Source organism: Myxacorys sp. (assembly GCF_059501405.1).
In genome coordinates, this window is sequence record NZ_JCACCM010000190.1 from 11,291 (window position 1) to 28,985 (window position 17,695).

Consider the following 17,695-nt stretch of genomic DNA (forward strand, 5'->3'; position numbering starts at 1 on the left):
CTATGATTCCCCGCGCAATTGCTGGCATAATGGGGAAGTTTTCGCGATTTGTCGGAACAATGTCGCAATTGTTCTGACCATCGCTAGACTTAAATCTAGAAGTCCCCTTTTACTCTCACGTTCTGCTATGCGTACCCATTACTGCGGTCAAGTTCGAGCCAGCCACATTGGAGAAACGGTCACTTTGTTTGGATGGGTGGATCGGCGGCGAGATCATGGGTATGTAATTTTTGTGGATTTGCGCGATCGCTCTGGTACGGTGCAGGTGGTCAGCGATCCTGAACGGACGCCCCAATCTCATGAGCAAGCGGGTGATCTGCGAAATGAGTATGTCATTAAAATTGTGGGACGGGTCACGAAGCGCCCGGATGAATCGCTAAACACAAAAATTCCGACAGGTGAAATTGAGATTTACGCCGATGAAATTGAGATTCTTAATCCGGTGCGGAAGCAGCTTCCGTTTCAGGTTTCATCGGCGGACGCAGAACCTGTGCGAGAAGAGTTACGGTTGAAGTATCGCTATTTGGATCTGCGGCGCGATCGCATGAGTCAAAATTTGCAATTGCGCCATCGCATCATTAAATCCATGCGGCGCTATCTAGAAGATGCAGAAGGCTTTATCGAAGTTGAAACACCTATTCTGACAAAATCCACACCGGAAGGCGCACGGGATTATCTGGTTCCATCGCGGGTGAACTCAGGTGAATGGTATGCCTTGCCGCAATCGCCGCAGTTATTTAAGCAACTGTTGATGGTGTCAGGGTGCGATCGCTACTATCAGGTTGCTCGCTGTTTTCGCGATGAAGATTTGCGGGCAGAACGTCAGCCAGAATTCACTCAGTTGGACATGGAAATGAGTTTCATGTCTCAAGAAGAAATTTTGGAACTGAACGAAAATCTAGTCTGTAATATTTTTAAGACCATAAAAGGCATCGAGATTCCGCGTCCGTTTCCTCGCCTGACCTATGCTGAGGCGATGGCGCGGTACGGGAGCGATAAGCCAGATACCCGGTTTGGGCTAGAGCTAGTCGATGTGTCAGATGTTCTGAAAGATTCTGGCTTCAAGGTGTTTGCAGACGCCGTTTCTAAAGGCGGAATCGTAAAAATTCTGCCGATTCCCAACGGCAACGCCGCCATTTCTAATGTGCGGATTAAGCCAGGTGGAGACCTATTCAAAGAAGCCTCGGAAGCCGGGGCGCGAGGACTGGCTTACATTCGGGTGCGGGATGATGGCGATATTGATACGATCGGCGCAATCAAAGACAACCTGAGTGAAGAGCAGAAACAAGAACTCCTTAAGCGGACAAATGCCAAGCCGGGACACTTGCTATTGTTTGGTGCAGGCGATTCGGCAACAGTGCACAAAACCCTCGATCGCTTGCGGCAATACGTGGGTCACGAACTCGGCATGATTGACCCGGACAAGATCAACTTGTTGTGGGTGACAGATTTTCCGATGTTCGAGTGGAATGCCGATGAGAAACGCCTAGAAGCCTTACATCATCCGTTCACTGCGCCGCATCCAGAAGATGTTGAGGACTTGAAAACCGCTCGTGCCCAAGCCTACGACTTAGTGTTCAACGGCTTTGAAGTCGGCGGCGGCAGCGTCCGCATTTATCAGCCAGATTTGCAGGCAAAGGTATTCTCGACGATCGGCATCTCAGACGAAGAGGCCCAAAACAAATTTGGATTCTTAATTGAAGCCTTCGAGTATGGTGCGCCGCCCCATGGAGGCATTGCTTACGGCATCGATCGCTGGGTGATGCTGCTCTCTGGCGAAGACTCGATCCGCGATGTGATTGCGTTTCCGAAGACGCAGCAGGCGCGGTGTTTGCTCACAGGGGCACCCTCTGGTGTGGATGACAAGCAGCTTAAAGAATTACAGGTTGCCTCGACGTACAAGCCGAAACTAGAGCCTGCGAAGCCTGCTTAAACCAATAGCGCTTCAGCGGAAGGCGTCATCTGTTGCTCAATTCGAGCGACGGCATAGCCGAGCAATAATCGCTGTTCAATGTTGCGCTTAGCGCTGGGGCAAGGTTCTAACCCTTCTTGCCAAGCTTTGGGGCACGCGCCACCACAGACTGGCAGCATTCGACAAGTTGGACAGTTAAATTCGCCGCGCCGCACTCGATTGGTAAAGTCGCCCAGACGTTCCCGCGTGCCTGCCATCGCTTGACCATTCAAATGCTCGATCGCATACTCGTTTGGCGTGCCGTAAGCAGGCACATAAGAGACTTCGGTGCAGTTGTAAACCAAGCCATCTGCATCGACTAGCTCAGAGTGCGGACGGGTTGCCATGCAGGTGATCGGTTGCCGCGCTGGAATTAATTGGGTGGAGAATCCTAGCTCGATTTTCTCACTCATCCACTTGATTTCCCAAGCCGCAAATTCATCGGCTGAGAGCGAACGGGTGTGGGCATCGTTACCCCAAGAATGAATTGGGGCGACGTAGAAATTAATTCGGTCTTGTACGCCTTCTTCTACAAACTTTAATAACAGTGGAGTAACAGATTCGTAATTCTGAGCGTCAACATTACAGCGAACGCTGACGTAAACATCTATATCGGTTCGACGAGCGATCGCAACTGTATTTGCAAAAATTTTATCAAACGTTGGCATTCCCGTTTTTTGCATTCGGCGAGCGTCGTGAAATTCTGCCAATCCATCGATCGTAATTTCAATTAATCTCACGTCAAAGTCTTGAACCAATTCGGTGGCTACCGAGTCAGTAAGCGCCAATCCGTTCGTCACCATTTTTGACTCGTACACACACCCAAATTCTTCTGCCAACGCCCGAAACTTTGGCGCAAGATTCCGAATCACAGGCAACCCAATGAGGGGTTCTGCTCCAAACCATGTCACCCCAAAGGCGCGAAACGATCCTTCAGAAAGCTTGGTGCGGGCGCGCTCTAACAATCGCTCTTGATCCACGTCGCTCATCTGTTTGTTGCGGTGTTCTTGCCCGCAATAATGACAGCCAAGCTGACACATTGCCGTTGGTTGGACGCTAAAAAAGAGGGTGTCATCGTTCTCAGAAGCGGCATCATTGCGATCGAGGATCGTCATGAGTTCATCTTCATCGCTTGGCACGAGAAGTTCCATCTCTAGCAAATCCGAGACCATCTGTTGAGAAAGTTGGTCAAAGGCTCCTGTTTCTAGCAGCATCCAGCTTGGATCATCGATAACACAAACATTTGAGGTTCGGGTTGCAAAGAGAACTCGCTTAAATTGCGAGCCAATTTCGTCAAAAAAGGGTTGGGTCACAACGTGATATCGAGACAGTTTTACAGTCATTGGTTTTTCCTCAGTATTGATGCGATTGGGACATCAGATTGTTAAAAGAAGGGTGAACCTGAGTGTAGTGATCTCTGAAGGTCTAGACAACCTTGAAAAGAGCCGTGACTCAGGTTCGCCCGTGTTACTTTGCGCTTTCCCTAAACTGCAACAAGTCAGTTTGTTGAGAGGCCTCGCCAGAGGCATTAGCGAAGTCGTTGCTGTACCGGATAAATCACTTCTGAACCACCGGGAATGGGGCTGGCAGCACATCCACCCGTATTGACACTGCCGCCACCATCACACATAACTGAGCCTTTCTTTAGCCCAGGAAGTTTCTCAATTCCACGATGTTCAAGTTGCGGAATCGGGCTGGTCGCACATCCGCCTGTATTGTGACTGCCGCCCCCATCACACATGACCGAGCCTTTCTTCAAGCCAGGAACCCGCTCCAACATGGGACTACGCTGCAAAGAAGACGACGCATCAAGGCTGATATTTGCTTGGCTGAGGAGGTTGCTCATTGCACCCGGAACAGGGGCGGATTGAGCAGAAGGCGCGATCGCGGCAAACCCAGTCATTGCAATCAGACCGAGTACAAATTTGACCTGACCTAATGTGTTCGTAGCCATGAATTTCTCCTTAGAAGATGAGTGCTTACTAAACAGATCACTGTCATCCAACCACCTATCATTACTCTCCGTTGAGCTGCCTTTATTAAGCGGTGAAAGGCAGTTCAGGAGAGAGCTACAGGCGGTTGAGTAGTCGTTTCTCTGATAACTTATTGTTGAAGACAAACTGCGATCGCAGGGATACCCAGATGGGTACTTTGTCAGAAAAGAATTTTTGGATTCAAAAATAAACGAAAGGAACATGGCAGCGATCGCACGGATCTAGCACAATGAATTTATGCTGAAAGTGAATTTATGCTGGAAGTTCTTTTAATTCTTGCGATCGGACTCCTTCCCTCACTGTTGACGTTCTTTCTCCGCCACCGGATGGAACTTAGGGCACAACGTCAGCTTCGCGCCGCGATCGCCGCTGCTGAAAGGCGTCAAGTGCAACGCTTGCTCACTCTTCCTCGTGATTACCAATACGTCGAGGGCATTGGCGCACTCATTGGCGATTTCTCCTGCCGCTACAATGCCCGCTCCCCTTACATTCGCTGTGCGATCAATCCTATGGGTCCCTGTGATTCCTGCCGCTACTATGAATCGACTATTCAAATCTCCTAATCTTTCTCTTCAAACTCCCCACAGTGGCTATCACTGGGATGGGTCAAACCGCCGCTTTTTCGAGGGCTGGTACTATCGCGTCACTCTACCTGATTGTGGTCAAACATTCGCGTTCATGTTTTCGATCGAAGACCCGATCGGCGGTCAACCTTACAGTGGCGGCGCGGCTCAGATTCTTGGGCCAGATGATCAATACCTCTGCCGCACCTTTCCCGATGTTTCACGATTTTGGGCAGCAAAAGACACACTAGCATTAGGGCATTGGCGTTCTGCTGATCCACGCATTCCGCACCTGTTATCGCCCGAAGACTTCAATCGCACGGTCGATGAAGGATACCAAGCTACCGCAACTTGGCATCAAGGCAAACTAAGAGAACCGAACGGCAACGTTGCAGAATGGCAGTACTCAATTCAACCGATTTATGGGTGGGGTGATGTGAACAAGCCTCAGCAATCCACGGCTGGTTTTCTCTCTTCTTTGCAGATTTTTGAACCCGGCTGGCAAGTTTTGATGGCACATGGATATGCTACAGGTCACATTGATTGGAATGGCAAACGATATGAATTCACCAATGCTCCTGCTTACGGTGAAAAGAATTGGGGTGGAGCATTTCCGACAAAATGGTTTTGGTTAAATTGCAACGCCTTTGACAATGAACCAGATTTAGCATTAACCGCAGGCGGTGGACGGCGAGGAGTGTTGTGGTGGATGGAATCGGTCGCCATGATTGGGATTCATTACCGGGGCAAATTCTATGAGTTTGTTCCCTGGAATTCTGAAATTAACTGGGTGATGCAGCCGTGGGGCTTCTGGGAGATGACGGCTAAAAGTGATGAGTACACGGTGATTGTGAGAGGCACAACTGAGCTACCGGGAACTCCGTTGCGTGCGCCAACGTTAGAAGGATTAGCGTTTGCCTGTCGCGATACGATGCGGGGAGACGTTATGGTGGAAGTGCGCGATCGCAGCTACCAACTGATCCTCGAAGCGAAAAGTTCGCTCTGCGGTCTAGAGACTGGCGGCGGGCCGTGGAACGAAATTTGGGCATCTGGGTGCGGTGGAAGTCATTAGATTGGGTGGAGGGTTATGCAGACCTTATTTGCGCTCACTGTCATCACACTCATGATGTTAGGTGTGATTACTCTAGGGGAAATGATTGTTCGCGGGTTCAAACCTCGTCAACCTGACTCGGTTGAGCCTATGGAGTATAGCGGCGTCATCGATGCGGTTGCAAATGGAGCGTCGGGCATTGGCGAACACGCGGGTCAGACTGAGCATTTCTTGGGTCAGGTAGGTGGACATCTTGTGAGTGCGATTGCTCATCTTTTCCATCACTAACTAAAAGAGCGCTCGATCGTTCTAGGTTTGCTATCATAATTTCGATACATTTGGGGCTGTAGCTCAGTTGGATAGAGCGACCGCCTCCTAAGCGGTAGGTCGAGGGTTCGAGTCCCGCCAGTCCCGTAGCCTCTAAAAGCAGTCAGTACCAAAGGTTGAGGTGCATGTGTAACGAACTCTGGCAAACGCTGAGACAAGCAGGAATGGTTGCAAGTTTCCAGAGTTTTAAGCACAAATTTAAGCATAATGTCAAAGATTGAGTACACGTTGGCCATCGCGAGTTTCTCCCTGTGCTTTCTTGAGTCAAGACTGGTTCACTATCTGCGTGATTCAGCCATATAGGAACGGTATGAAAGTCGGCTACTGTGATTATGTGTCTGACGATGCAAAGGCATGAAGTTAATTTTTGAGTATGTGCCAATTGTGCCAATAATGTTTTGCTCTAAGATTTTTTCTGCATTCTGAAGCGATCGCGCCAGGCAACCAGTATCAGCAGAGCTAAAGGTTTCATCGTGGAACGATGTTGGAAGTGAGTACCAAGTTGTGTCTTAGGGAATATTGACAGAGACAATTGCTCCCTTTCTCTAGACACAAATGAATCAGCCATCGCTTTCTGCTGTCTCACTCCCCCGCAGTTTAACTGCAGTTGAAACCTGGGGATTTGGTTTTAGCGGTTTGCTTTTGTGGTTAGGCACTGCACCTGCAATGCACGCCGCTTTGGGGCCTCAAGCCATCTGGGTCTGGTTACCTGGAACGATCGTTGGCATTTTGCTAAATCTGCAAGTCAAACGCTTGGGCACCTATTATTCCGATGTTGCGGGTGGTACACCCAACTACATCACTCGTCTGCTTCAGCGCTTTCCATCGGTTGCGCGGTATAGCGCAATCGGCTACCTGTTAGGCTGGGTCTCTGTGCCGCCCATGAATGCCATCATCCTGACTGACTTAATTAAGGCAAATTTGGCACCCTTGGGAATTGCTTGTCCAATCATGCCGTTCCGCATTGGCTTTGCGATTTTGCCCTTTATTGTGGCGTTTAGCGGTACGCGAACGTTGGGAATTCTGCATACCTTCTTTGTCTTTCCAGCGATCGGGTTTCTCGTTACCTTTTGTTTGCAAGGCATTGGCTGGCTCAGCCTTGCCCCCACAAGCCCCGGTTTGCTGCCCCACATGTGGTCAGGCATTGACGCGATCGAGTGGATGAAGTGGTTTTTTATTGCCATTTATGCCGTTTATGGCTGCGAGACTGCCTCTTCGTTTGTTGCCGATAGTCGTCAGCCGACCATAACTCTGCGATGTTTAAGCGTAACGGCTGGACTCATTCCGATCATTTATTTCGCTGGATCTTGGGTCGTCATGCGGTTGGCAACCGGATCTGGATTAGGAGATAGTGCGTATCTCAATTTAATTGCAGCCGCTCAACCCTTCTGGGGTGGTTTAGCTCCTGCACTCGTCACCTTCTTGATTACGTCTGGTTGCCTACTGAGTTCTGCAACTGCTGTTTCTAACTGCCCCCGCATTCTGTATCAATTGGCAAAAGATGGGTACCTGCCACCCCTATTCGCTACAGTTTCACGTCGAGGTGTGCTTGAACCTAGCTTGATTTTTACATTGTCGCTGAGTTTACTTTGCCTCGTGTGGGGAGACGTTTCCCGCGTTGTTATGGTCACAGGAACAGGCTACTTAACGTCGATGATGGCAGTTCACTGGGGCTTGTGGGTCTGCCGCAAGCAACCAGAAACTCGGTGGTCTTGGTTATCCCTTGGCTTCTTTGGCATAGAGGCTGTTGTCTTAGTCTCCGGCGGGTTGGCATGGGGCTGGCAGGATTTATTGCTTGGCTTACTGCTGCCATTAGCGGTTGGAGTGGCAGCCACACTGCTGCCGCGTCTGCACTTTGCGCCGTTCCAACCCACTTGGTGGCTCCAGCGCGATCGCAAGACACTCCGTACACCTAAAGGCGACTGGATTGCTTTGCAGGTCACGATTCTCATCTTTTTAGTGTGTGGTTCGGTCAGTGTTGGCTGGTTAGTCAGAGCCGGACTTGAACGCCAAGGCGTGGGTAGCCATATGGCGTTGTTTAGCATTTTGCTGATAACTGTTGCCTTTGTGGGTGTGGCGATCGCGTGCTGGACAAGCCTACCTCAGATTGCCGCCATCACCGAAGCACGAGAAGAAGTGGAACGCGCCTTGAGTGATTTGCAGCGGACGCAAACACAACTGGTGCAGGCGGAGAAAATGTCGAGTTTAGGACAATTGGTCGCGGGAGTTGCTCACGAAATTAACAATCCTGTCAACTTCATCCACGGCAACCTAACCCCTGTGCGAGAGTACTCTCAAGATCTGCTGAACCTAATCCAACTTTATGAGAAGTACTATCCAAGCCCCGCACCCGAAATTCAAGCCGAAGCTGAAGCGGTCGATCTGGAATTTTTGCAAGTTGATTTAATTAAAACGCTCGATTCCATGAAACTTGGTACCGATCGCATCCGCCAGATCGTGCTGAGCTTACGTAACTTCTCCCGTACGGATGAAGCTGAATTCAAAGAAGTCAATGTCCACGAGGGCATTGACAGTACCTTGTTAATCTTGCAACATCGTCTGAAGGCGCGATCAGACCGTCCAGAGATTCAGGTCATTAAGAATTACAGTGATTTACCGCAAGTAGAATGCTATCCCGGACAGTTGAATCAGGTGCTGATGAACATTCTGGCAAACGCGATCGACGCATTAGAAGAGAGTAACGCGAAACGAACTTATCAGGAGATTGAAGCAAAGCCTAACCAGATTACGGTTCGCACGTCATCGGCGCGGAATGCTGAGTGGATAGAAGTTGCGATCGCTGACAATGGATTGGGCATGCCCGAAACGATTCAGCAACACATTTTCAACCCCTTCTTTACAACAAAACCCGTGGGCAAGGGAACAGGTATGGGAATGTCTATTAGCCATCAAATCATTACCGAAAAACATGGTGGTAAGCTGAAGTGCATCTCTAGTCTTGGGGCTGGAGCCGAGTTCGTGATTCAAATTCCAATTCGGCAACCTGTGTGTGAAAGTGTCCGCTAAAAAATCAGCTTTGACCAAGGCTCAGCGGTAAGTGAGAGTGTAGACGTTCGGCTATCACCCTGCCATGGCTGGCTCAGTTACAAGCAATGGTGCGCTGATGTAAATTCAGAAGTCCGTGAATTCAGAAGTTCGTGAATTCAGAAATCAAAGTGCAGGCGGTTCATTATTGACAATCGTCTCTGCAATATTTCTAGGATTCAGCTGCCAGAACCACACCTGCCTTGTTTGGGCTGTTCTCGATGGTCGTCTTGTTTGCTCACCAACTCCTACCCCAAGAACAATGGCACTTACGCCAATCCGCTTGGTATGTTAAAGCTCATCCCACTTTCATTGATGCCTTAGCTTTAGTGCGCTCCTATTTATGGGCACCCCGACTTTTTGAGAGGTCAGGTTCTCAGGTTGAGAGGTCAGGTTCTCAGGGCGACCTGATTAATGTTTCGAGCCAAGTGTTGGGCTGTTGGTTAGAGCAGCTTTGCTATGCTGCCTAATCGATAAAGTCGAGCTTAGAGGCAATCACTATGAGCAAATGATTCACAGCGAGTTTTTGCCAAATTTAGACTTGGAGCTACTGGCATCGTTCGTGCTTAACCCAGAACCTTTAGATGCCGTTTCACAGTTTAGAGAAGCGATTCGAGCCAACCATTAGAGTGTTTAGAATGGTTATATCCAGCCCCGCAATTGATAGATAAAAATACCAATGTATTCTTTCAGCGCTCGTGTGGTGCGACGAAGCTGATCAGCATCGGGCAGTGCATCTAGGATGGCAGCTTCTGTACTGTTTTTACTGGCTTGATCGAGCGTCAGTGCAGTGTAGTCCGTAGGGGCAGGAATAGCATCAATGCCTAATTTCTGAAAAATTAAGAGCGATCGCGGCATGTGCATTGCAGAGGTCACAAGCAATACTCGTCGAATGCCTTGAGCGTCTATGATTTTCTTGACATTTACCGCATTCTCGCGGGTATTGAGAGACGTTGGATCTTGCAGCATTGCCGATCGCGGTACGCCCATTGTTTCCATCAGAACTGCCATATCTTCCGACTCAGACGCGCTGCCCGCTCGCCAATCGACCCGTCCGCCACTGAGAATAACCTTCGGTGCTTTGCCATCGCGGTAGAGTTTTGCCCCATACAACACGCGATCGCCTTCTTCACGCAACTCAACCCACGGTCTGGGCGCGATCGCGGATTCTGTTGCCCCCCCAAGCACCACGATCGCTTCTGCTTTCGGCAACTGGCCCTGAGGAATCGTTTGAAATTCGAGAGATTTCACAAGGGCGTCGCTAAACCGCGCACTGCCGCTCAACGTGAGTAACCCTAGCACCACAATCAGGGGAATGAGTGCAAGGCGCGATCGCTTCTGAAGAATCAAAACAAACGTGACAATGAGCAGCAGGCAGCTTAGTCCGAGCGGGTAGAGAAAGATCGGCAGCAACTTCGAGAGGAATAGAAACATAAAGCGCTCTAGGGGAAGGACACTCAGCAAGCGATTTAGCTCAGGTCAAAAGGCGTCATTAATCCATTAATCAAAGAAGGTGACTAGGATCAAAGAAGGTGACGAGCTTCTATTTCGCCAACTCTTTCTCGATCGCATCCATTAATTCTGGACTATCTGGAGTCACACCACTGCGATAGCGAGCCACCACTTCGCCTTTTTTGTCGATCAAAAATTTCTCAAAGTTCCAGCTAACTGCGCCAGAGGGAGTCACAGAATCCGTCAAGGTTTTGTACAGCAGATGCTGGTTTGCGCCTTTGGCATGAACTTTATCGAATAGCTCGAAGGTAACACCGTAGTTAAGATCGCAAAACTGCTGAATTTCTTCATTCGTGCCCGGTTCTTGTGCCCCAAAATCATTGCAGGGAAATCCCAGTACACGCAACCCTTGATCTTTATACTGCTGGCTCAGTTGCTCCAAGCCCTTGTACTGAGGCGTGTACCCACACTGAGACGCCACGTTCACAATCAGAAGAACGTCGCCTGCGTAGTCACCTAAGCTTTTGTCTACGCTGTCGATTGTTTTGACTGTAATGTCAGAAATGCCCATAGCCGTACTCGCCCAAACTGTCCGGCTTGCACTATATCATTTACTCTCATTCAGTCGCTTTTCTAAGCGAGTCTAAGCGCGAAGCACTTCTTTTGCGATCGCTAAATACTTTTGCCGCTCTGCAAATCCGTTCAGGCCCCCATTAATTATTCGAGTGACCATCTCTACATCATCAGCATCCGCATACTCATTCAGATCATTTTTCTGCCAAAACCAGCCTGCACTGAGGCAAGCTAAATCATCGTTCTTTAACAAGACGGGATTGTTAATCAAATCAACTCCTAGGTCTTGTCCGCACGCTTCGTAGTTTGTTCTACCCGTAATCTGAATCAAGCCTCTGCCTTTGTAGCGCCGACCATCTCCCCGTTGAGTGTTGCCAATATCGGTACGACCTTCGAGATAGTCGCCTGGATCAATCTCTTCAACATAATTGAAGGAACCGGACTCATGAATGAGTTGCGACAGAAAGTGAGTTTCTCTAAGAGGGGTTGTGATGTCATACTCTGCCATTGCTAGAAGCAGATGAGGGTACAAGCGTTTGACACGATTTGGATCAGCGTAGATCGCCATTTCTAACAGCTGATTGGAGCTAATCGATGGCAGAGAGGTTGCTGGAATAAGGTCTGCATAAGGTGGATTGCCTCCTCTAGGGGGCAGCGTGAGCAGCGATCGTAGGGCATCATCCACCCAGCCATCTTGGAGTTGAAGACTGTCGCCTTTAATATTGATGACGAGTTGTTTAAGTCGATTTGCGGTTTTGACCCGTCCAACGCTGATGCTCACATCGGGAAAACTGCCTTTGTAAGGAGCGCGATCGCTGGGTCGCTGAGGCAAATTGCTCAACCGTCGTAACAACGTGTCGGCATGTGAATCAGTCGGTTGAAGCTCTTCTCCGGTATAGCTTGTAATCAATTGATGGATGCGGTTAGCCGCTTTTTTGCGCCAAATGATGAGTTGCTGTGTCGATGGCATAGTCTGACCCTGAACGTAATTCCTCTAAAGTTCCCGTTCAGAACACGAACTGATCAGAACACTTGGGCAATCCATGAGCTACAATAGCCGTGTTTCTACGTAAAGCAGCGTCAGATTAAGCCAAGCCATGAATCCGATTGGCTTACTTAAATGTTGGCTCAACGGGCTGATACTCCAATCGCGGTAATCTAACCCTTTTGGATGATACGAAGCTGATAAGAAGCTGCTAAAACAGTTAAACAAATCTTTTAACATTTCTCATAATAAAAGGGTGCAATTTTGAAATGGAAACTAAAAAGCGGCGGGATTTTCTTAGATTTTTGAAAGAAGAGTTAGCGCTACCGACCTCTGCGATTGACTTGGCAGTACGTCACGGTGATTCCAGCAGCGCTTATTTATCGCATCTACCGATGATTCTTTGGCAGTACGGGTTGATTACGATCGCTCAACTCGATCAAATCTTCGATTGGATGGAGCAAGCGTAAAGTAGACTCTGGCCTAACGATTCGGCCTAACGATATAGTCTACCGTTCCGAATCTGCACGACAGGATGATTAGACAAGCGAATCAGATTCTCATCGTGGGTTGTTACTACCACAGTGATGCCAAGCTGATTCAGCTTCTTTAGAATTTTAATGACTTGCCAGGAGTTATCGGGATCTAGGTTTCCGGTGGGTTCGTCTGCTAGTAATATCGGCGGAGTAGCGACGATCGCACGGGCAATGCCAACTCGCTGCTGCTCTCCGCCAGAGAGCTCTTCTGGGAAGCGATTGGCTTTGTCAGTCAGTCCTACGATCTTGAGGGCAGGCTGTAAGCGACGCGCGATCTCTTGACGGTTATAGCCCTGCGCCCACAGCACGAACGAAACGTTTTCTGCTACAGTCCGACGCGGAATTAGCTTGTAATCCTGAAATACAATACCGATGCGGCGGCGCAGCATCGACAGTTTGTTACCCCGCAACTGGTGCGGAAACTCTTTATCGACAATAATTTCTCCGTCCGATGGGCGTTCATCGCCATATAGCATCTTTAATAGCGTTGACTTCCCTGAGCCAGACGGGCCTGTGATAAACAGAAAATCGCCTTTTCTAATGTCTAAATTGATGTTAACGAGGGCATGGCTACCGTTGTCATAGACCTTACTGACCCGCCGCAGTTGAATAATGCTGGGGGCAGGTTGATGGCTGGAGGGTTGCTTTAGAGGAACCCCTACCTGTACCGCAGCAGCAGGACGAGCATCAGTTGTAGGGGGATGGGGTAGAACTTGCGTCATGGTGGGGTAGAAAAGAAGGGTTAGCGAATCGGAAGCTAGCCATAGAGCGCCCCGAAAGCGCCATAAACTAACTGTTACCCATCTTTTACATCAATTTTTTTTAGCGGGCGTCTGGGTACCTACTGAGGTATGTCACCCCCTCACCCTCCGGTTTGTCTCAGAATTTACTGACAATCACCGGATTCCGTTTTGTGAGGCGGTAAATCAGCGATCGCCAAGCAAATTTGGGCAGCGCTGACATCCGTTTCCAGCGCCACGGCTCTTGATACAGGCGATAAACCCACTCTAGATGATTGTCACAGAACCATTTTGGGGCGCGGGTTTTCGTGCCTGCCCAAATATCAAAACTGCCGCCCACACCGATCCAAATCGAGTTTGGACAATAGTGCCGATGCTGAGCAATCCACAATTCTTGCCGAGGAACACCTAAGCCGACGTAGATAATTTGAGGTTGCAGTGTCTTTAGCCTGTGTAGAAAGGCAGGCTCCTCGTCGGGCGTGAGATAGCCGTTTTGAGTGCCTACGATCGCAATTCCTGGTGCATTTTGTTGCCAAACCTCAGCCGCTTTTGCCGCCACTCCGGGCGCACCGCCAAAAAAGAAAATTGACCAAGGCGGATTGAACTGTGGAGATCGCGCCAGTAGGGTTGCCGAAAGCTCAATGCCAGGACAGCGATTGACATGCCGACCGTGCAGCTTGAGGTAAAGCACGATTCCGGCTCCATCGGGAATCACCAGTTCAGCGTTTTGAATAATGTGAGCCAGTGCGGGGCTGTGTTCTGCCTGCATCGTCATTTCGGCATTTAGGGTGACGACGTGACAGCCAAGCCCTTGCTCAATGCGATCGGCTAACCAACTCGGATAGTCATTCAGGAGATGAACGGGTAAGCCGAGGACGGAGAACTGGTTCGACTGAGATGGAGTTAAATAAGTCACAGGAGAATTTCTGATTCGCGAGCATTAACATTAAGTAACGCTTAGGGTATCGCTATCGCAATTTCATTGCAAGTCGGGATTGGTGTAAGTCGGGATTGGTGCAAGTTGGATTGGATGAATGCCTCTCTCAATGAAAAAAGGATTTAGGGGAGGTCTTCGATTTAAGTTAAGTTGCGAGCTACAGTTGCGGGCTGCTGGAGAACAAGAGTTTTAGTAATACCAATTCCCTAAATAGTCGCTACAGATCTTGGTAAAGACGCGATTAATCGCGTCTTTACGTGAGGAGCATGTGTATCAGGGTTTTTTAGAAACGGTATAAGTCTGTTTTGATACAGGTTTACAGGGGTGGCAGGCACTTCTGATCTCAACGTTTCGGCTTCGGAAGGAGAGGTTTCAAGCTTCGATCTTGAAGTTTCAGGCTTTGAAGGCGGCGTTTCAAGCTTTGAAGGCGGAATTTCAGGTTCGGAGGGCGGAGTTCCAGATTCAGAAGGCGGAGTTCCAGATTCAGAAGGCGGAGTTCCAGGTTCAGAAGGCGGAGTTCCAGGTTCAGAAGGCGACACTCCGAGTTCAGAAGGCGACATTCCGAGTTCGGAGGCTGAACGGTGGAGATTGAAGGGCGATTATCCCTTGAGAACTGCAAAGCAACCTTGGCTTCCAGCGTTCACGAACTCGTCGCTCACGAATTCAGAACAAGATTATCTCGATGCACAACGGTTTCAGCACCCGCATAGCCTAAAATAGCTGCAATTTCGTCTGAGCGCCGACCTCGAATCTTTTGCAGTTCGGCGCTAGTGTAGTTAACCAACCCCCTCGCGATTTCTTGTCCAGCGCGATCGCAAAGTCTCACCGCATCCTGACTCTCAAAGTCTCCTTCAATCTGAATAATGCCAGCCGCTAGAAGAGAGCGTTTTAACTGCCGCACCGCATTTACGGCTCCTTCGTCTAAAGTTAGCGTTCCAGTTGGAATTAAGCCATGAGCAATCCAGCGCTGGCGAGCATTAATTGGGCGGGGCTGGGGTTCAAACTGAGTTCCAATCGATTCTCCAGCCAAAATTTTGAGCAGATTTTCGGGTGAGCGTCCTTGGGTAATTACGGTTCTCACGCCTGCATCCGTTGCAATTCGGGCGGCGGAAATCTTCGTAATCATGCCTCCTGTCCCCCAAGCTGTGCCTGACGTCCCGGTGTTCACGCCAGCTAATTCTTCGATGCGCTGGACTCGAATAATCGGTTCAGCATTGGGATTGCGACGCGGATCGGCAGAATATAAGCGATCGACATCGGTAAGCAAAAAGAGCCAATCTGCACGGACTAAACCTGCTACGAGTGCCGATAGGCTGTCATTGTCGCCAAACTTGAGTTCTTCAACTGCAACGGTGTCGTTTTCATTCACAATCGGCACAACGCCCAACTGTAGTAGAGCCTGAAACGTTTGATAGACATTGATGTAGCGATTTCGCTCAACTAAGTCGCCACGGGTGAGGAGGACTTGGGCGATCGGTTGCTGCATGGCGGTAAACAGGTCGTCGTAAATTCGCATCAACCGCCCTTGACCTACGGCAGCAACGGCTTGTTTGAGCGCGATCGCTTTCGGACGTTCGGTTAAGCCTAGCCGCGCACAACCAACCCCAACCGCTCCCGACGACACCAGAATCACGCGATGTCCTTGCCGCCGCAGTTCACACAAAACTTCGATCAGCGATGCGATCGTGGAGAGGGCTAACTGTCCTGAATTCGGTTGCGTCAGGCTAGACGTACCAATTTTAATGACTAATGTTTGAGCTACCACAGTTTGAACCATCACCCGCTACATCACAATACGGTCGCGTTAATCATGATGCCTGAAAATAGGATCAACTGCCTTCCACAATTGAGCATGAGTGAAGAACAAGATATTTTAGCTGTCAATCATGCGTTTTACCGAGCTTTTGAGAAGAAAGATTTGGACGCCATGAATGCCGTTTGGTCAAAGGGCGCGGGAAGTATTTGTATTCATCCAGGGCGAGAAGCATTACGAGGATGGGAACGCATTTCTGATTCCTGGCAAAAGATTTTTCGCAATACAAACTATATTGAAATTGATACACAAATAATCACGATTGAAATCAACGGCGACTTAGCTTATGTTGTGCTGATTGAGACAGTATTGCAAGTAGTAGGACGGAGGCAACTTCAAGCGCGATCGATGTCAACCAATGTGTTTGAGCGAATGGCAAAGCAATGGTATCTAGTGCATCATCATGGCAGTCCGTTGGTGGGGTGAGGGATAGAGTTATTGAAATTGATTAGAGAGCCTTTCAGCCGATCACGTTGTCTCATCGATTAACTCGCGCACCTTTTGAGCGATCGCAGCTTTATCAAATAGCTCTAAACACTGCTTACGCAACCATGCACCATCACAGCGTTGATCCGTCGATTGGAGCATCTCAACACACGCCGCTGCCACCGCCACCGGATCGCGATGAGGCACGCGCCACCCTAACGCACCATCCTGCAACGGATCAGCAGAACCGTCAGCATCGCCTGACAGAACAGGAACGCCGCATGCCATCGCTTCGAGGTAGACAATTCCAAATCCTTCTTGAGAGGGCATCACATAGGCATCCGCGAGGCAATAGTGCAGCGGCAAATCTTCAGTGGCGACAAAGCCCGCGAAAATAACGCGATCGCGCACTCCCAATTCTTCTGCTAAATGCGCTAGTCGGGGTTGATCATCGCCACGACCAATCACCAAATATTTCACATTCGGAAAACGCTGCGCGATCGCGGGCAAGGCGCGAATCGTCACATCGACACCCTTATACGGATCGCCTGACCACAACCGTGCGACCGTCATCAAAACTTTAGCTTCCCGTAGTCCATACTTCTCTACCAGTTCCGGTGATTTGGCTTGAGGAGCAAACACCGTTCCATCAACCGCACAGAACAGAAATTGGAAACGCTGAGGATCAATTTGGTTGGACGCACAAGCGCGATCGCGGGAATAGCGGCTAATCGTCCAAATTTGCTCCGCCTTACGAAGCGCGTTTTGCTTGGCAGGTGAAAGCGGTTCCCAGACTTCTTTGCCGTAGGTCAGCACTGTGTACGGAATTCCCAAGGGTTGACACAAGGTTTGAACTAATGGGGCGAGTAGAATGTGACCACAGAACACTCGATCAGGACGATGGTTGATCAGATGCACCAAGAGCGCGATCGCCAGTCTCGTTCGTCCTAACAGGGCCGACTTTGATTTGAAGTAGTGAAACTTCAGATTTGAATGCTCCGACGAGTTCTCAACCTCTGCGCCGTCCCGCAGGAGAAAGACATCTCCGCGTGTGGGTAGCGCAGCATAAGCGTTCAGAATGTCTTTGACATAAGACTGAATTCCTCCCTCACGCGAGAAAATTTCTAAAAAGACGAAAGCATGATGGGGAGATTGAGCGTTCATATCAGAATCAATAGGCGGCATGAAAAAAGGGCGAACGTACTGTCCGCCCCACCAAGTATTCAGAAGCATCTACTGCTCTATGTAATTCCCATTTCAGAGCGCGATCTCACAGGGAGCTTCGGAGAATCGCACAGCCAG

General features: G+C 49.5%; 18 protein-coding genes and 1 tRNA gene. 10 read left to right on the top strand and 9 right to left on the bottom strand.

Annotated features, from left to right (window positions below):
* The first annotated feature begins 127 nt into the window (after nucleotides 1–127).
* Nucleotides 128–1,933 (top strand): aspartate--tRNA ligase, encoded by a 1,806-nt coding sequence (gene aspS / locus AC5I6P_RS26535; RefSeq protein WP_495696779.1) that lies wholly within the window; start codon nucleotides 128–130, stop codon nucleotides 1,931–1,933.
* Here the strand turns inward: aspS and AC5I6P_RS26540 are convergent.
* Together AC5I6P_RS26540 and AC5I6P_RS26545 are read right to left on the bottom strand one after the other, a co-directional pair.
* Nucleotides 1,930–3,294, bottom strand: a complete 1,365-nt coding sequence (locus tag AC5I6P_RS26540; RefSeq protein ID WP_495696780.1) for a radical SAM protein — start codon at nucleotides 3,292–3,294, stop codon at nucleotides 1,930–1,932. The two genes, aspS and AC5I6P_RS26540, sit on opposite strands and share 4 nt — an antisense overlap.
* A gap of 185 nt (nucleotides 3,295–3,479) precedes the next feature.
* Nucleotides 3,480–3,905: a hypothetical protein gene (locus AC5I6P_RS26545; RefSeq protein ID WP_495696781.1), complete on the bottom strand. Its 426-nt coding sequence runs from the start codon at nucleotides 3,903–3,905 to the stop codon at nucleotides 3,480–3,482.
* Between the two features lie 294 nt (nucleotides 3,906–4,199).
* Between AC5I6P_RS26545 and AC5I6P_RS26550 the strand changes: the two genes are divergently transcribed.
* The 6 genes from AC5I6P_RS26550 to AC5I6P_RS26575 all read left to right on the top strand — a co-directional run bounded on the left by AC5I6P_RS26550 (nucleotide 4,200) and on the right by AC5I6P_RS26575 (nucleotide 9,401).
* Nucleotides 4,200–4,508: a DUF6464 family protein gene (locus AC5I6P_RS26550; protein WP_495696782.1), complete on the top strand. Its 309-nt coding sequence runs from the start codon at nucleotides 4,200–4,202 to the stop codon at nucleotides 4,506–4,508.
* Nucleotides 4,483–5,580 carry a tocopherol cyclase family protein gene (locus AC5I6P_RS26555; RefSeq protein WP_495696783.1) on the top strand — a complete coding sequence of 366 codons (1,098 nt, stop codon included), beginning with the start codon at nucleotides 4,483–4,485 and terminating at the stop codon, nucleotides 5,578–5,580. Before AC5I6P_RS26550 ends, AC5I6P_RS26555 begins: the two co-directional genes overlap by 26 nt.
* A gap of 15 nt (nucleotides 5,581–5,595) precedes the next feature.
* On the top strand, nucleotides 5,596–5,847 hold the full coding sequence (locus tag AC5I6P_RS26560) for a hypothetical protein (protein WP_495696784.1): 252 nt from the start codon (nucleotides 5,596–5,598) through the stop codon (nucleotides 5,845–5,847).
* A 52-nt stretch (nucleotides 5,848–5,899) separates the two neighbouring features.
* Nucleotides 5,900–5,973 (top strand) — tRNA-Arg (locus AC5I6P_RS26565).
* A 468-nt stretch (nucleotides 5,974–6,441) separates the two neighbouring features.
* Nucleotides 6,442–8,913, top strand: coding sequence for an ATP-binding protein (locus AC5I6P_RS26570; RefSeq protein WP_495696785.1), 2,472 nt, complete (start codon nucleotides 6,442–6,444; stop codon nucleotides 8,911–8,913).
* Nucleotides 8,914–9,152: 239 nt separating this feature from the next.
* Nucleotides 9,153–9,401 (top strand): hypothetical protein, encoded by a 249-nt coding sequence (locus AC5I6P_RS26575; protein ID WP_495696786.1) that lies wholly within the window; start codon nucleotides 9,153–9,155, stop codon nucleotides 9,399–9,401.
* A gap of 172 nt (nucleotides 9,402–9,573) precedes the next feature.
* Here AC5I6P_RS26575 and AC5I6P_RS26580 read toward each other — a convergent pair whose 3' ends face one another.
* From AC5I6P_RS26580 to AC5I6P_RS26590, 3 genes are all read right to left on the bottom strand, one after another.
* The gene (locus tag AC5I6P_RS26580) at nucleotides 9,574–10,365 is read right to left on the bottom strand and encodes a YdcF family protein (protein WP_495696787.1); all 792 of its coding nucleotides are present in this window, start codon (nucleotides 10,363–10,365) and stop codon (nucleotides 9,574–9,576) included.
* 109 nt (nucleotides 10,366–10,474) lie between these two features.
* Nucleotides 10,475–10,954, bottom strand: coding sequence for a glutathione peroxidase (locus AC5I6P_RS26585; protein ID WP_495696788.1), 480 nt, complete (start codon nucleotides 10,952–10,954; stop codon nucleotides 10,475–10,477).
* 72 nt (nucleotides 10,955–11,026) lie between these two features.
* Nucleotides 11,027–11,926, bottom strand: coding sequence for a glycoside hydrolase family 19 protein (locus AC5I6P_RS26590; RefSeq protein WP_495696789.1), 900 nt, complete (start codon nucleotides 11,924–11,926; stop codon nucleotides 11,027–11,029).
* Between the two features lie 284 nt (nucleotides 11,927–12,210).
* Here AC5I6P_RS26590 and AC5I6P_RS26595 point away from each other — a divergent pair, with 284 nt between their 5' ends.
* Complete coding sequence (locus tag AC5I6P_RS26595) at nucleotides 12,211–12,411, top strand: DUF2949 domain-containing protein (protein WP_495696790.1); 201 nt, start codon at nucleotides 12,211–12,213, stop codon at nucleotides 12,409–12,411.
* 26 nt (nucleotides 12,412–12,437) lie between these two features.
* On the opposite strand, the gene ftsE is transcribed toward AC5I6P_RS26595, so the two are convergent.
* Both ftsE and AC5I6P_RS26605 read right to left on the bottom strand, forming a co-directional pair.
* Entirely contained in the window at nucleotides 12,438–13,199 is a 762-nt protein-coding gene (ftsE, locus tag AC5I6P_RS26600) for a cell division ATP-binding protein FtsE (RefSeq protein ID WP_495696791.1), read from the bottom strand.
* 157 nt (nucleotides 13,200–13,356) lie between these two features.
* Nucleotides 13,357–14,133, bottom strand: coding sequence for a WecB/TagA/CpsF family glycosyltransferase (locus AC5I6P_RS26605; RefSeq protein WP_495696792.1), 777 nt, complete (start codon nucleotides 14,131–14,133; stop codon nucleotides 13,357–13,359).
* Between the two features lie 345 nt (nucleotides 14,134–14,478).
* Between AC5I6P_RS26605 and AC5I6P_RS26610 the strand changes: the two genes are divergently transcribed.
* Complete coding sequence (locus tag AC5I6P_RS26610; RefSeq protein WP_495696793.1) at nucleotides 14,479–14,874, top strand: hypothetical protein; 396 nt, start codon at nucleotides 14,479–14,481, stop codon at nucleotides 14,872–14,874.
* On the opposite strand, the gene proB is transcribed toward AC5I6P_RS26610, so the two are convergent.
* Nucleotides 14,810–15,931, bottom strand: a complete 1,122-nt coding sequence (gene proB, locus AC5I6P_RS26615) for a glutamate 5-kinase (protein ID WP_495696794.1) — start codon at nucleotides 15,929–15,931, stop codon at nucleotides 14,810–14,812. The two genes, AC5I6P_RS26610 and proB, sit on opposite strands and share 65 nt — an antisense overlap.
* Nucleotides 15,932–16,006: 75 nt before the next feature.
* Between proB and AC5I6P_RS26620 the strand changes: the two genes are divergently transcribed.
* On the top strand, nucleotides 16,007–16,393 hold the full coding sequence (locus AC5I6P_RS26620) for a nuclear transport factor 2 family protein (RefSeq protein ID WP_495696795.1): 387 nt from the start codon (nucleotides 16,007–16,009) through the stop codon (nucleotides 16,391–16,393).
* Between the two features lie 42 nt (nucleotides 16,394–16,435).
* Here the strand turns inward: AC5I6P_RS26620 and AC5I6P_RS26625 are convergent, their stop codons facing one another.
* A complete protein-coding gene (locus AC5I6P_RS26625; RefSeq protein ID WP_495696796.1) occupies nucleotides 16,436–17,626 on the bottom strand; it encodes a glycosyltransferase family 4 protein in 1,191 nt (396 codons plus the stop codon).
* Nucleotides 17,627–17,695 lie beyond the last annotated feature (69 nt).

Coding starts and splice junctions, on each gene's coding strand:
- aspS (WP_495696779.1), top strand. CDS start 128: ATGCGTACCCATTACTGCGGTCAAGTTCGAGCCAGCCACATTGGAGAA.
- AC5I6P_RS26540 (WP_495696780.1), bottom strand. CDS start 3,294: ATGACTGTAAAACTGTCTCGATATCACGTTGTGACCCAACCCTTTTTT.
- AC5I6P_RS26545 (WP_495696781.1), bottom strand. CDS start 3,905: ATGGCTACGAACACATTAGGTCAGGTCAAATTTGTACTCGGTCTGATT.
- AC5I6P_RS26550 (WP_495696782.1), top strand. CDS start 4,200: ATGCTGGAAGTTCTTTTAATTCTTGCGATCGGACTCCTTCCCTCACTG.
- AC5I6P_RS26555 (WP_495696783.1), top strand. CDS start 4,483: ATGAATCGACTATTCAAATCTCCTAATCTTTCTCTTCAAACTCCCCAC.
- AC5I6P_RS26560 (WP_495696784.1), top strand. CDS start 5,596: ATGCAGACCTTATTTGCGCTCACTGTCATCACACTCATGATGTTAGGT.
- AC5I6P_RS26570 (WP_495696785.1), top strand. CDS start 6,442: ATGAATCAGCCATCGCTTTCTGCTGTCTCACTCCCCCGCAGTTTAACT.
- AC5I6P_RS26575 (WP_495696786.1), top strand. CDS start 9,153: ATGGTCGTCTTGTTTGCTCACCAACTCCTACCCCAAGAACAATGGCAC.
- AC5I6P_RS26580 (WP_495696787.1), bottom strand. CDS start 10,365: ATGTTTCTATTCCTCTCGAAGTTGCTGCCGATCTTTCTCTACCCGCTC.
- AC5I6P_RS26585 (WP_495696788.1), bottom strand. CDS start 10,954: ATGGGCATTTCTGACATTACAGTCAAAACAATCGACAGCGTAGACAAA.
- AC5I6P_RS26590 (WP_495696789.1), bottom strand. CDS start 11,926: ATGCCATCGACACAGCAACTCATCATTTGGCGCAAAAAAGCGGCTAAC.
- AC5I6P_RS26595 (WP_495696790.1), top strand. CDS start 12,211: ATGGAAACTAAAAAGCGGCGGGATTTTCTTAGATTTTTGAAAGAAGAG.
- ftsE (WP_495696791.1), bottom strand. CDS start 13,199: ATGACGCAAGTTCTACCCCATCCCCCTACAACTGATGCTCGTCCTGCT.
- proB (WP_495696794.1), bottom strand. CDS start 15,931: ATGGTTCAAACTGTGGTAGCTCAAACATTAGTCATTAAAATTGGTACG.
- AC5I6P_RS26620 (WP_495696795.1), top strand. CDS start 16,007: ATGAGTGAAGAACAAGATATTTTAGCTGTCAATCATGCGTTTTACCGA.
- AC5I6P_RS26625 (WP_495696796.1), bottom strand. CDS start 17,626: ATGCTTCTGAATACTTGGTGGGGCGGACAGTACGTTCGCCCTTTTTTC.